This window comes from Bacillus sp. 41-22, assembly GCF_025809295.1.
GTDB classification, from domain to species: Bacteria; Bacillota; Bacilli; order Bacillales; family Bacillaceae_G; genus Bacillus_A; species Bacillus_A mycoides.
In genome coordinates this window covers 2,404,857-2,419,516 of the sequence record NZ_CP084035.1, presented here as the reverse complement: position 1 = coordinate 2,419,516, position 14,660 = coordinate 2,404,857, and the positions used below count along the sequence as shown (strand labels likewise).

Annotated in this window: 9 protein-coding genes and 1 pseudogene; 2 read left to right on the top strand and 8 right to left on the bottom strand. The window is 32.5% G+C overall.

Annotated features, from left to right (window positions below; translation table 11 throughout):
- Nucleotides 1-156: 156 nt before the first annotated feature.
- The 4 genes from LCF45_RS12315 to LCF45_RS12300 all read right to left on the bottom strand — a co-directional run bounded on the left by LCF45_RS12315 (nt 157) and on the right by LCF45_RS12300 (nt 7,054).
- Nucleotides 157-2,766 (bottom strand): putative mucin/carbohydrate-binding domain-containing protein, encoded by a 2,610-nt coding sequence (locus LCF45_RS12315; protein WP_078206834.1) that lies wholly within the window; start codon nt 2,764-2,766, stop codon nt 157-159.
- A 511-nt stretch (nt 2,767-3,277) separates the two neighbouring features.
- Nucleotides 3,278-4,411 (bottom strand): hemolysin BL binding component B, encoded by a 1,134-nt coding sequence (locus LCF45_RS12310; protein WP_002016983.1) that lies wholly within the window; start codon nt 4,409-4,411, stop codon nt 3,278-3,280.
- A 31-nt stretch (nt 4,412-4,442) separates the two neighbouring features.
- Nucleotides 4,443-5,672 (bottom strand): hemolysin BL lytic component L1, encoded by a 1,230-nt coding sequence (locus tag LCF45_RS12305; protein WP_158080586.1) that lies wholly within the window; start codon nt 5,670-5,672, stop codon nt 4,443-4,445.
- A gap of 62 nt (nt 5,673-5,734) precedes the next feature.
- Entirely contained in the window at nt 5,735-7,054 is a 1,320-nt protein-coding gene (locus LCF45_RS12300; protein ID WP_002127466.1) for a hemolysin BL lytic component L2, read from the bottom strand.
- Nucleotides 7,055-7,661: 607 nt separating this feature from the next.
- Here LCF45_RS12300 and LCF45_RS27150 point away from each other — a divergent pair.
- A pseudogene (locus LCF45_RS27150) lies at nt 7,662-7,748 on the top strand (undecaprenyl-diphosphatase); the annotation flags it as partial.
- Nucleotides 7,749-7,755: 7 nt separating this feature from the next.
- On the opposite strand, the gene bla reads toward LCF45_RS27150, so the two are convergent.
- Both bla and LCF45_RS12290 read right to left on the bottom strand, forming a co-directional pair.
- A complete protein-coding gene (gene bla, locus LCF45_RS12295; protein ID WP_412838328.1) occupies nt 7,756-8,682 on the bottom strand; it encodes a class A beta-lactamase Bla1 in 927 nt (308 codons plus the stop codon).
- 282 nt (nt 8,683-8,964) lie between these two features.
- Nucleotides 8,965-11,100: a peptidoglycan D,D-transpeptidase FtsI family protein gene (locus LCF45_RS12290; RefSeq protein ID WP_263894855.1), complete on the bottom strand. Its 2,136-nt coding sequence runs from the start codon at nt 11,098-11,100 to the stop codon at nt 8,965-8,967.
- 410 nt (nt 11,101-11,510) lie between these two features.
- Between LCF45_RS12290 and LCF45_RS12285 the strand changes: the two genes are divergently transcribed.
- The gene (locus tag LCF45_RS12285; RefSeq protein ID WP_078204148.1) at nt 11,511-13,271 is read left to right on the top strand and encodes a peptidoglycan D,D-transpeptidase FtsI family protein; all 1,761 of its coding nucleotides are present in this window, start codon (nt 11,511-11,513) and stop codon (nt 13,269-13,271) included.
- Between the two features lie 11 nt (nt 13,272-13,282).
- On the opposite strand, the gene LCF45_RS12280 is transcribed toward LCF45_RS12285, so the two are convergent.
- Together LCF45_RS12280 and LCF45_RS12275 are read right to left on the bottom strand one after the other, a co-directional pair.
- On the bottom strand, nt 13,283-14,110 hold the full coding sequence (locus LCF45_RS12280; RefSeq protein WP_033709119.1) for an SH3 domain-containing protein: 828 nt from the start codon (nt 14,108-14,110) through the stop codon (nt 13,283-13,285).
- The gene (locus tag LCF45_RS12275) at nt 14,100-14,633 is read right to left on the bottom strand and encodes an RNA polymerase sigma factor (RefSeq protein WP_002127457.1); all 534 of its coding nucleotides are present in this window, start codon (nt 14,631-14,633) and stop codon (nt 14,100-14,102) included. The genes LCF45_RS12280 and LCF45_RS12275 overlap by 11 nt, the downstream gene beginning before the upstream one ends.
- Nucleotides 14,634-14,660: the final 27 nt, after the last annotated feature.

Genomic DNA, 14,660 nt, shown 5'->3' with positions numbered 1-14,660 from the left:
AATTATTCATTTTCTTTTATATAATACCTACCTTTTTACTTCTGATAAATCATTAAACATTGGATTATATTTCACTTTTATATAAATAAAAGCCAAATAGCCGTTCATAATGAACGACTATTTGGCATCTTACTAATAATTTGAATGTTCTTCATGTTAATCTATTTTGTTTAATCCCGTAGAAGTAACTTGATAGGTTCTTTTTTTACCTATATATTCTTGTTTATTATTCTCAAGGTTAATAAGTGTAGCCCGTGTCTTTTCCTTTACTGCTTCCCCTTCTATATGGGTAAACTCGATATAATCTCCCACTTTGACTGGCACAGTTTGTCTTTCAGCAGTTTGCTGTCTATTTCCCACTATTTCCTTATTGTACACAACACTACCGGATGAATTCTGTACTTTGATACTTGCATACGTATTATTAAAATAAGAATGTGGTACGCCTGCTTCTAAATTCACCTGTATTTTCTCTGTTACCCTATTATAATTTACTTTTGCAATTTCTCTATCACTATATCCCTTTAAAGACCAACCAAATTGATTTCCGTCTAAAACCGTTGTTTCTGGCATTTTTTCTACTTTCTTCAGACCTTCTTTTGTAACTTCGTACATTGCTTTTTTTCCAAAGCTTTCTTGTTTACTATTATCTACATTTGTGAAAGTAGCTCTATGCACACCTTCTAGATGTGTTAACTCAATATAATCCCCTACTTTAACTGGAACTTTTTGCGATTCAGCATTTTGTTGTTTGTTTCCATAGATGTCTTTCTTGTATACTACTTTTCCTGATGCATTTTGTACTTTAATACTCGCATATGTTTCATTAAAATAATGATGCGGTACACCTGCTTTTAAGTCCACTTGCATTTCTTCTGCCGACTTATTGAAATTGATTTTAGCAAACTCGAAATCACTAATTCCTTTTAGTGACCAGCCAAATTGATTTCCATCTAAAATTGTTGCTTCTGGCATTTTTTCTACTTTCTTCAGGCCTTCTTTTGTAACTTCGTACATTGCTTTTTTTCCAAAGCTTTCTTGTTTACTGTTATCTACATTTGTGAAAGTAGCTCTATGCACACCTTCTAGATGTGTTAACTCAATATAATCTCCTACTTTAACTGGAACTTTTTGCGATTCAGCATTTTGTTGCTTGTTTCCATAAATGTCTTTCTTGTATACTACTTTTCCTGATGCATTTTGCACTTTAATACTCGCATATGTTTCATTAAAATAATGATGCGGTACGCCTGCTTTTAAGTCAATATGCACTTCTTCTGTCGACTTATTGAAATTGATTTTAGCAAATTCGAAATCACTAATCCCTTTTAGTGACCATGCAAACTTGTTTCCTTCTAAAATATTATTTACATTAGGTATATCTGGTTTAATTGGATTAGAATCCGTCCCCTTCCAAATCTCTGCTGTTAAAGTTGGATACCCTAATACAGCCACTTTTTGAATGGTATCGTTATTTGGACGTAATCCCCACTTCTCAAAGAAAGGTATCAAATTTTGTTTGGCTACTTTTGATGCCGAAATCATAAATAATTGTTTTTTATTTTCATCAGTTTGTGGAAGTTCACTTGAAGACATTTCTCTATACAATTGATGCAATTGAGAATAGAAGTCCTCTCCATATGCTAACTGTAGTTGCCAAAGCATAACAAGCTTAACAAAAACATCACTAACTTCGTCATAATTTTTATTAGGTTGTTCTAAGTATTGAAATGCCTTAGTATAAGCGCCCTCCTGTTGCAATCTAAAAGATTGATTAGATGTAAATGCTTTTTCTACAGAAAGGCTGTAAATATTATTTTGTACTTCTGTCATATTATAAAACTTCCAAGGTGATTGCTGTCTCAAATGCCCTGCCTCATGCCAAGGACCCCAGCCATCTTTTATAAATTTATTAATATCTAACACGTATTGGATTGCATCTCCTACATATGCGGTTCGATAAGAAGTTGCATACATATAATAATCGGGAGAATGATTTTCTTCTACGTAATGAATATAATGTTTATCTACTTGTTCCTCGGATAAACCAGCTACTTTGTCTTGAATTCGAGTAGCTTCATCCATCTTTTTTAAGAGTTGTACAGGATCTGTATTAGAACCTAACAAATATTTCTTAACACGTGCAGGGCTGGCCGTAATTAATACACGTTCTCCTTTTAACTCCACTGCATGTGCATTGGGATATTGGTCCAGCATGTTTATTAAATCTTGTTTCGTATGCTTTCCTAGTTCAAAAAAAGGAGTAGTCGTTCCACCTGTTGTGACTGTTGTTCGAATGGTACCACCTTGTTGTTTATTATAAAAATAAATCATCCCCCCATTTGGAGATTGGATTGTGTTTATACCAGGTTTTAATGTAAATGATTTTATTTTAGAATCTTCTCTCCAAGAAGCATCATACGAATACGTTCCAATATATGCTTGAATATTTTGATTTCCTTCTACATTAATCGTTATTTGTTCATTTGGCTTTGCATATAAACCAGTGGGTTCATATGGACTAAATGCCATACTTTTTCTTTCCTGTTGTTTCAGTACCTCAACATCCCCTTTTCCTGGGACTGTATATATTCTGTTTTCTGATTTAACTGACTTTTCCTCTTGCAGTGATGTCGATATTTTTTTTTGCTGCTTTGTTTCCTCTGCAAAGACATCTGATGAAGAAACCATTCCAGTCGTAAGCATAGTTACTGTAGCGGTAGCTGCAAGTATTTTTCTAGTTTTATATTTTGAGTTATTCCCCATATTATCTCCCTCATTTTCCCTTAGTACATTTAAGGATTATTATTTTATTTATTACGTTTTTACACCAAAAATTTTTTACGCTATTTATGTTGTATCTAATACTCTATTTTTTCTCATAATAGTCTCCTTTTCTTTATTTCTAATTGTTTATAAATGTTATTTGATGACACATAAAATAACAACTTTACGATAAACTCATCAATAACAACCTATTATGTTTTGATTTAGTATTCTTAACTTCCATCTAATTGTATAAAAGTATTCTATTAGGAAAATAAGAATATAAAGCTCACTAATTATAGATTAGGTTTTATGAAAAAATTCATAAAAATCATTCACCTTAAAAATTCAAACTTGTATAACTACTTTCTACATATAGGATGGAATTATAAAAATATTTCAATAAAATAAAAGACAGAGGCCTGATGATACCTCCGTCTTTTCAATTTATAAAGAACAAAAAATCATTTTATAACTGTATAAATGCCCTTGCAACAAATACTGTATTCCGCTATTTTTTTGAAGAAACAGGATCCATTTTTAATGTTTTTATCCCTTCTTTTAATGTAAACGCATCCGCTCTCAATGTTTTCCAACTATCTTTCGCTGCATTCAAATTAGGTTTTAGGAATTTGAATTTATTTTGATCCGCTTTTTGGGATGCTTTATCAATATGACTAAGCACTCCCGAATATTGAGAATCTAAATCATGCCATTGTGCAGACATATAGGTAAGTGCATTAATAGCCGATCCAATCGCATTGTGCATTTCATTAATATTATTATACGCAACACCAACTACACGATTTAATGTTACTTTATAATCTATAGTCTGACGTAATTGTGCTAACAACGGCTCTAACGTACCTAAATTATTTCTTGCTACCCCTATCATTACACCACCAGCAATCCACGTAGGAATTGAGGGAATTGATACAGTTATTATTCCATCTGATTCTACTTGTTTAAAATGTCTTACTTGCTCTAAAACTTCATTTAGGCGCTTTTCATCTTCATCAATTCCAGATGCTTGGTTTTTCAGAATCGAATGCAAAATATCTTTATGACCTGCAAATGCTCGGACATCTTCTCCAATACTATCTCTTAACTTAGCTAGTTCTTGTATTAAATTCTGTGTATATGCTTGATTTTGTTTAATCTCACCTTGTAAATCTGTCATGCCTTCTTTTAATGTGTCTGCATCCCCTTCATTAATCGCTTCTACTAATGTGTCATAATAATTGTCGAATTTAGTATCATACTCTACAATCCCCGTCAGTGTATCTAAAAGTTGTTTTTTTATGTGTGAATCCCATTTCGTAGCATGCTCTCTTGCATTCTTTTGATCTTGTAGAATTTGACTAGGTAGATTTGTATATCCTTTAATGTCAATGCCTTCAAAGTTAACATCTGGGTTTTTAATTAACAAATAAGAGTAATCATTCATGGATTTTGCAAATACCCCAGCATCTTGCAAAGCTTTTTTCATCTTTTCGCTGTTTACAGAAAGAGATATATCTTCGGTACTAGTTTGTTCCATTTTACTTTCACTTGCGAAGGCTGCCACTGGAGAAACTACAGTAGTTGTTGTCAGAGTTAAAAACGTCGATACAGCAAGTAGTTTATAAGGAAAGTTTTTATTCATTTTAATTCCTCCTATACATATATATTGATTTTTAATTTGTTTTTTCTTGTTTAAAAGCAATGTCTTTTGAAATGAATTCTGCATCCTTATGAATATCATTCCAACTTTGTTTTGCAGCCTTTAAATCATCAGGTATTAAAGAAAGTTTATGTTCTTGCATTTGGTCGATATTATCATATAGATCTTTATAATTCGCTCCCATCGTATTCCATTGTTGCTGAATACTTGTTAGAGACATAATTGCTTGATCAACTGTTTGATACAAATATGTTAAAGTGTCTTTTGTATTAGTAAGTGAAATAACTGCTTGGTTAGCTAAATCAGCTTTCATACTTAATTCTCCAATTTTATTCGAAATTTCATTATAGGAGTTCATATGATTAGATGCCTCAACACCAGCTGCTGTTCCTAAACCGATACCAGCTGCCCCTAGAGCTGTTAGACCACCAACAACAGCTGGTGTCGCTGTGCCACCGGTCACAACAATTACTAACGCTCCTGCAATCGTTCCAATAACTAAAATAGCTGCTCCTAATCCACCACCAATTGACCAGGCTAATACATTATCAAAATGTGCTTTCTGCGTAGAACGTAAATTCTCAATTTCGGCCTGAAGTTGTGGGAATAGTGCTTGTTTTCCCGCTAATATAGCCGTTAATCCCCCTTGTCCATCTGGACCTCCAACATTATTTTTAAAATCTACAGTATTTGTATACAACTTTGTTTTGAAAGCTTCTAACATCTTAATAACTTCCGTAACTTCATTTGAATTTGTATGAATTGTACCGATTAAGTCCCCTATTCCTTCTTTGAGGCCCGCCTTATCTTTCTTTTTTACAGTATCTACTAGTGTGTCGTAATAATTTTGAAATTGTTCATCATAATTTACAATATTACGTGCTGTCTTTTGAATGTTTGGCTTCGCTGTATCTAGCCAGTAATTTGCATTGATTCGTGACAGTTCCTGATTCAGGTGAATGTTTTTGATTAATTCTCCCCCTCCTGAACCTAAATCAATGTTGGATAAATTTACATTCGGTTGCTTAATCATTGTTTTTGCGTACAAATCCATTACAAGAATATGAGAGCCTGTTTCAGCCAACACTTTCTTTAACCCTTCAGGTCCTAACGCATAATTTTCTATTTTCTGTTCTTGTGCTGTCTGTTCTTGTGCAAGTGCGTGAATAGTACTACCATTCGTAGCAGTTATAACCGTTGCTAAAGTGGCCAAAGTTATGACCTTAAATGGAAATTTCATTATTTGATTCTCCTCCTTATTTTCAATTGAGTTATTATCTTTTTATTAAACCTAAATTCTTAATATTAAAATTTATAAACTTGTTCTTCGAGTTGATTTGTTACATTTTTTAGTCGTCTTAATGTATCTTTTTGAGACTGAGTGTTACTAGTATCAACTTCAGTCAATAATTTTGTAATACTATTATTTATTAGATTCAAATCCTCTTTATAACGTTTCATTAGCTCAATTTCTCCATCTACTTGATTAGCAAATGTATGCAAATCATTTTGCATGAAAAGAATCATTGATTTTTGTAAATCTGCTACTGTTAATTTAGTTGTTAAGTCATATAATTTCTGATTTTGTTTCTCTAAATCATTTAAATATACTCTTTGCTCTGCTGTTAGTTTATTAATTTCGGCAAAGGTACTATATGTTTTTTTAATTTTTTCAGGATCAATCACTTTCATAAGATCATACTCTTTCGTTTTTGTAACTGCAGCTGCAGCAATTTCACCTTTTTTACTTTTCTCTATCGCTTCACGTGCTTCTTTTTTGGCAGCTTCAATTTCTATAGCTGATTTTCCCTTTTCTGTTGCTTCCTGCTCTGCTTTCTTCTCTGCTTCTACAATAGTATTATTTATTTCTTTTCCTTTGTTATACGCTACTACCGCTGTTTGAGCAGCCGGTTCAATGATATCTTTTGATAGGCTATAAATCTCTTGGAATACCTTTAGCCCTTGTTCATTTAAAGCTCCTGGTAATAATGCTATTTGCTCTAAATCATTTTGAATTGATTTTTTTGTATTTAGCATTTCATTTTTTAACTTGTCTATTTTTCCTGTTCCCTCTGAACTAAGTACACTCTGTGCTTTTACCACATCTGTATCAAGATTTTTCAGTTTCTTATCTACCTGTAGTTTAAGATCTGTTAACTCATTAATCTGACGTTGCACGTTTTCTTTGTTTGTTATAGTCATATCTTGAAGAACTTCCAGTCTATCTATAAACCCTTCTTTATCTTCCTTATTATCTACAAATCCTTTTAATGTTGGATAATAGCTATTAAATTTGGTTGCAAATCCTTTACTTTTTGAATTTAGTAGAATTAATTTTGGATATAGTTCTGATGACCACTCTTTCATATCTTGTTTAATTAGAAATTGAGTTGTATTTAAAGATGGAACTTCTTCAAGTTGCACATTCGGACTTGCTAAGGCTCCATCTATAAAGGTTTGTGTTAATTTGGAGTGTGCACCTATTTTTCGTAATGCTGAGGAAATATCTATATTATCTTGTTTCGTTTCTGCCTGAACGATTGGCATTGCGAGAGTATTGATAGGAATAGTCGCTCCAGTAACGATTGATGTTATTAAAAATCCTGTCATAATTTTATTCTTCATTCCGTACACCTCTTCACTATTGTTTTTTACAGTTTTAATCGTAAATTTTGTACAACCTAACGTTAGGATTTCATCACACACACTTGAGGATAGAAATTTTTTCGATAGAGTAATCGTATCTCGTTTTTTATTTATTTTTGATAGAATATAAGGACCTTACTTCCCCCTCATTTTAAACACTATGTTTTTCATAAGTAAACCTGAAAATCACATTGATTAAATTTAATTTTCCAGATATTTATTATTCGAATTTAAAAATATTATATTTAAAAAAGTTAAATACAAATTTCATTTCATAAAGTGAAATAATTATACTATGATAATTAAACATAAAAATTCTTTGATTCCCTTAAATCTATATGAATCCCTTACTTAAAAATGATTTCAATATAATTTAATAGTGATTAACACATATGTGTCTTTTATATGGATATGTAAAATTACATATCCATATAGGAGTATCTAGCTTAACTACTCCAAAATATTATTATCGTATACATAATAATCATATTGCTACGAACACCACAGGAGAAAATTTCCCTCATGCACTTTAGGGGATAAATTGTCCATGAAATAATAATTTTCGCTTATATACTTACTATTCATTATAGGAATACAAAAAAGCGATTCTTTTCACAGTAAAAAGAATCGCTTTCTAGGTTCCTATTTTCAATTACATTACATAAAGAATTGAGAAATTATCATTTAAGAGCCTTAACTATAACTTCAGCTGCATCTGCAATTAATTTATTATCATAGGTAGCTTCTTTCTCATCTTTACTAGATAAGATTGCAATGATAATAGGTGCCCTGTTCGGTGGCCAAACGATAGCAATATCATTTCGTGTCCCATAACTTCCAGCTCCTGATTTATCTCCAACTACCCAGTCAGTTGGTACGCCTGCACGAATAAGTTTGTCTCCTGTAGCATTTCCTTTCATCCACTCTGTAAGAATTTTACGTTTATCAGCTGGAAGTGCATTTCCGACCGTAAAAGCCTTAAGATTGGTAGCAATGGCTTTCGCTGTACTAGTGTCACGAATGTCTCCTGGAGTAGCTTCGTTTAACTCTGGCTCAAAGCGATCAGCCATAGTAACCCGATCACCCATCTGTCTAAGTGCTTTTTCATATCCTTTAGGTCCGCCTATTTTATTAAATAAAATGTTCCCGGCGGTATTATCACTGGAACGAACAGCCGCCTCTGCAATTCCCCCAAGTTTCATGCCTGTATCTACATGTTTCTCTGTAATGGGTGAATATTCCACCAAGTCGTCTTTCGTATAAGTGATAACTTCATTTAATTTCTCAGTTGAGTTTTGCTGTAGCAATACTCCTGCCGCTAATGCCTTGTAGGTTGATGCAAAGGCAAATCTTTCGTTAGGTCGATAAGCAATTGTTCGATTTGTACCAGTATCAATAGCATATACACCTAATCGAGCATCAAATTTTTTCTCAAGTTGAGAGAATTCTTTATACGTCGCATGATTTTTATGTTTAACTGGTCCGGTCTTTTCTTTCGCTTCAACTTGCAATGCCCCTCCTGTAAAAGCTTCTAGGCTTGTAAGACTTAAACCTAATATACCAACACATAAACCTATTTTTAACATCCTCTTGTTTTTCAAAATCATCATTCCTTTCAAATTTTCAATACTGAAAACAAGTAGTAAATTCAATACACTGTATCCTATTTGAAAACCTGTTTTTATACGTACACATAATAGACCATCTAAGAAACAAGTTTGTTCCATAAATTTAAAACCTTTTTAACTAGTAGCCAAGATATTAACAAAAGTAAGAGATAGCAACTATGATAGCCGCTATCTCTTATTTCAAATCTTCCTTTTTCTTTAACTTATAAAGGCTTTTATATAAACAGGGTCTCTTCCCCTGAGAAAAGTGCACAAATTTTACTATCTTTGATTCGAACTATCTGTACTAGCAGCTTCACCATGTATACGTTGCTTTTTTAAATCAAAGTATACATCTAAAATTTCCTTTCCAATTATAGAATTAATTCCATTTTTATCATCATGAAGCCATGGGACTACTACAGAAAATGCTACTTCTGGATTATCATATGGAGCATATCCAACTAATGTTAAGTTATAACATTCCATACGTTCTCCTTTAGCATTTCTACCAATTGGATCATCTCCACCATATACAGTTTGAGCTGTCCCTGTCTTTCCTGCTGGTTTATATGGCGCATTTTTGAAATACTTCACGCCAGTTCCATCACCTTCTTGGAATACCCATCTAAAGCCTTCTTTTATCCGATCAATATGTTCTTTCTTCATATCAACTCGATTTAATACGACAGGCTCTATAGAGCGTATAACTTTACCGACCTCTTCTTCTTTTATTGATTGCTCTCGTATTTCTTGTACAATTTGGGGTTGCATTCTATACCCACCATTTGCAATAGTTGAAATATATTGTGCCAATTGCAATGGCGTATACGTATCATACTGACCGATAGAAAAATCTAGTAAAAACCCAGGTTGACTATCTACTTTTCTCGTTTGCCCAATTATTTCATTCGGTAAATCAATACCTGTTGGTACCCCTAAACCAAATTGTTTAAAATAATAACGCATTTTATCAAATGCTTCTTGTTTAATATCCAATGAACCATTCGGTACGTAATTAACTCCCGCAATTTTTAAAGCTGTCTGGAACATGTATACATTCGAAGATACTTGTAAAGCTCGTAAATCATTAATATTACCAAATCCGGATACATTCCATGATTTCTTGGCTTGTGTACCTTTAAATTTCATCGGTGCATCATAAAATTGATCTCCTGGCTGTATTGCCCCTGTCTCATATCCAGTTAATAACGTTGCGCCTTTTACAGCTGACCCTAGCTCATACGAAGTTGTCATGTTACCTAATGCCAAATCCTCAATCTCTATTTTCCCTTCTTTTTCTACAATCTTTTTGCCTGCCATAGATAAAATCTGTCCGTTATTTGGATTTGTCATGACGACAAACGCTCGGTCCAACAGTGGCTCTGAACTCTTAAAAGCTCTCAAATTTTTCTCTATACTTTCTTCCACTTTCTTTTGTAATTCCATATCAATCGTTAATGTTAAACTATTACCACTTTTTCCTTTAGAGATTATTTCTGTGTTTATAATGTTTCCTGATTTATCAGTAATGTTTTTCATTTCTTCTTTTGTGCCGTGTAATACATCTTCATATCGTTGTTCAATATAACTTTTTCCTACACGATCATTACGGTTATATCCACGTACCAAATAAGAATCTAAGTTTTCTTTCGGTAATCCTTCTTCACTACTTGTAATATTACCTAACACGGAACGAAATAAATTACCATTTACATAATTACGTTCCCAATCAACTGTTGTATCTACTCCTGGAAACTCCGCAAGTTTTTCACTTATCCGCGCATATTCTTGATCTGTCACATCTTTTTTTATAATTTGTGGTGTCAGTTGATAACCTGAACTCATTTTACTTTTAATAGCTAACACCTTTAAATCTTGTGCTGTTAATTCTGCCAATTCTACTTCTGTAACGCGACTTCGTCTTAAGTCTTGAATTTTTTTGTCTAGTTCTTTTCCCTCTATTCCCTTTTCTTTAAAATTTCCTATGTCTTTTTTAGTAATCTTTGATTCCGCACGTTTCGTATTCAATTGCATCCAAAAATCTTTTTTATCGATATCGGTTAATTTATTTATATCTTGCTCAGGCATTTCAAGTACCTTCGCCAAGTCTTTTGCTGTTTTTAAAATATCTTCACTCGTAATCCCCTTCACCCTTGTATACGTAATTGTGCGAAGAGATTTATTATTAACGACTGTTTTCCCTTCTCGATCTAGAATCTGTCCACGTGGAACTGGTATACTAGTTGTTTCATTTTGACTGTTTTCCACTTGGTTCTTATAAGCCTCTCCCTCAACGATTTGTACTTTTCCTAGCTGCATAATAATAGCTGAGAATAGTACAAATATGCAAAGGAACATTATATTCAATCGAATAGATATATATGTCTTCTGTTTCTTTACTTTTTGTTCTTTCATAAATCCTCCATATAATTCTTCAGGAAATCCTCACTAATACTTAGTAAATAAATATACTAAAAGCGTTCCCTATATATTAGAAACCACTATTCAGTTATAATAGTGTCTTATCTTTTTTGTTAAATCCTTGTAGGCATCCATTCCTTTTGGTTTAGCCGTGTAATTGATAAATCTCCCTTCCTGTTTTTTTCTCTATTTTTTTGTCGCCTGCATTAGAAATGCTAAACTGTATAATGACTCATATTAAACTTACACATAGACTTACTATTAACATGTACTTTTTTTCATACTGATTGTTCCTTTCTTCATGCTGTAATACTTAATAGACAATCTAAATCATAAAGTTGTTCCACATTTACAAAAAAAATAATTAACTATAAGATGGAATAGGCTACATAAGGGAGGGTTATATGTTACATACGAAAAGATGGAGATTTTTTGCGGTTCTTTCTATTGTAAGTGTGATTTTACTAATTTTATTAAAAATCAACTTCATTTCAATTACTATCGCAACTTCTTCAGCTGAAAGAGGAAAAATTCTTGATCAAAATGGTGTACTACTAGCTACAAATAAGAAAGTTAAGTCTCTATATTGCACTTCTAATGATGAAAAACTATCGAATAAAGATACATCAAACACATTAGCTTTTTTCAATCAATTTTCAAACGAGTTTCAACATGACATTTCTACAGAGGACATAAAATCTCAATTACAACAATCCTGTAATAAGCAGACTATGAATGAAATATCCTTATACTCTGATATAAGTGAAAATGAAATTTCATTCATAAACAAGAATAAACCTAAAAATGTAGTGATCAAAGACGAATTCATTCGATATTATCCAAAGAATGAAATTGCTTCACAAGTAATTGGGTATGTAGAAAATGACCTTAATTCTAAAAATGTACCTGTTGGTAAAAGTGGGATTGAGTTTCAATATGAAAATGATTTAAAAGGAAAACCCGGAAAAACTCTGATTTTTAAAATGAATAATAAAAAGTTCTTATGGAACATTCAAAAAGTACAAAAAGGAAAAGATGTCCGGCTAGCTTTAGACTCTAAATTGCAGCAAAAAACAGAGGAAGCACTAAGATCTCAAATTAAGAAAGTACCTGATGCTAATGCTGGTTATGCAGTAGTAACCGATGTAAAAACTGGCGCAATATTAACTATGGCCAATTCGGCAGTTTTTGATCCAAATATATTAAATACACATGTATCATCTAAAAAAGAAAACATTAAATCCCTTTCGCAAAATAAAGCAATTCAAAAATTAAAATATGGTGAATCTTATGTAAATATGGCCTCTACTATAAAGCCACTTACTATTTTAATCGGATTAAACGAAAAGCTTTTTCAACCTGAGGATACATATTTGGATAATGGTAGTTTTCAGTATGATAATCAAAATAACATCACCAATGCTCCTGGAACACCAACAGGTGAAATTACACCGAGTCAAGCTATCATTAATTCATCAAATACATTTATGACAGCAAAAGTAGCTCTCCCCTTATTCAACCGAAATAATGGGAATATAGAAAAAGTAGCAAATATATGGACAGATTATTTAAAGCAATTTGGCCTCCGCTCTAAAACTGGTATTGATTTACCCTTTGAAGAAGACGGAGAATATGAATTTCATCCATCTAATAAGTTTGAAAATGGAATCTCTGCTTTATTAAATGCATCTTGGGGAGGAAATGAAGTACACACCCCTCTTCAACTCGCTCAATATGCAGCAACTTTGGCAAGTAAAGGTGATAAATATAGACCTCAAATCGTAAGTGCTATTATTGGTCAAGACGATAAGGAAACAAAAAAGTTTAAACCACTCTTAGAAAGTTCAAATCGTTATCCTATGAAATTTTGGAGTGTCGTGCAAGGTGGGATGAGTCAAAATATAGAGGAGATTAAAAACTTGCCCTTTCATGTCGCGGGTAAAACAGGGATAACTGGCTCTCCGAACGAGCAAGAAAGAATGATAAATCATTCTCTTTTCATTGCATATGCTCCTACCGAAGATCCAAAAATTGCTATTTCTGTCGTTATTCCTGGTAGTAATTCAGAAAAAAATATTGCTGCTCTCGTTACATCAGAAATTTTAGAGTGCTGGAATTCACTTCAAAAAGAGGATAAAGATAAAGAGGAAGGTTCATTAAAGTGAACCTTCCTCTTTTACCATATAGAATCTATATTCGTTATTTCCCATATACCTTCATCATTCTTTTCAAATATGAAAGAATATTTAATATCAGTTAAAACATACTCTTTTTGTACATATCCAGTATAACCGTTAATTGTCGATATTTTTATATATCCATCATTCAGCGCTTTTTCTGGAATCAAAGCTTTTACCATTTCATTAGATACTTCATATAAAACTTGTGATTCTCGTTTTGGTTCAGCTAAAATTTTCGTTTTATTTCCAGTAACAGTTGCATATATAAAATGCGATTGCTTTGGTTGGTTACTTTCTGTCAATCCACTTGGTACTTTGTATGCTTTCTTTGTATCATTTGCAAATTCTCCCCCCATTGTAAGAGCGACTTGCAACTCATGAAAAATATCCTCATCAAACTTCAATTCATCCTTCTGATAACTTTTCCCTTTAAATAGAACTTCATCATTTAACGCTCTATACAGGTCATTTTCATTTTTTGAATTTGTACTTCGATATAACTCATTCATAAATTGTTTTAATGATGGATCTTGAGCAGACTCATCTTTTGTTTTAGGCTTAATTTGAGTACTACTTTGTACCGGTGATTTATTATCATCAAGCCAAGGTTGTTGAACAATAAAAAATAACATTGTACAAACCAAAACAACTACAATAGGCAATGCTTTTTTACGAAATGGTCTCTTGTATGGTACAGAGTCTACTTCACTATTTTGGTATATCGATTGCTTTATTTTATAAATAAATGCTTCTTCATCTTTACGACGCTCCATTGGTCCATTTTTTAATTTGCTATACCAGTCAGGATTTTTTTTACTGTTCATCACTTCTACCCTCCCCTATTAATTTTGAAACTTTACTTCTTGCTCTGCTTAACCTAGATTTGACTGTTCCAATGGATACACCTAATGTTTCAGCCATTTCTTCATAAGATAATTCATATTTCGCGTCCAATATTAGTATTTCGCGGTGTTTTTTAGGTAGTTTTAATACAACATCCCACACATCATTCATTTCCTCTTGATTAAAAAATTCTTGTTCTGCCGATGGAGATTGCTTATCGTCACTAAAAAATCCCACTAAAGATATCCTTTTAAAATAAGAGGATTTCAAATAGTTTATTGCCGTATTTCTTGTAATTTTTAATATCCACGTTTTAATAGATGACTCCTTTCGAAACGAATTCCAATGTTTAAAAACCTTAATAAATACATCTTGTGTGATGTCATCTGATAAGTGTGGATCTTTCGTAATAATAAATGAATAATTCCATACATCTTGCCAATAGTCTTTTATAACATAGTCAAGCTCATCATGATTACATTTTTCAATAAACTTCTGTTCCATTTCCACACCTCAAACTTATTTGAATAA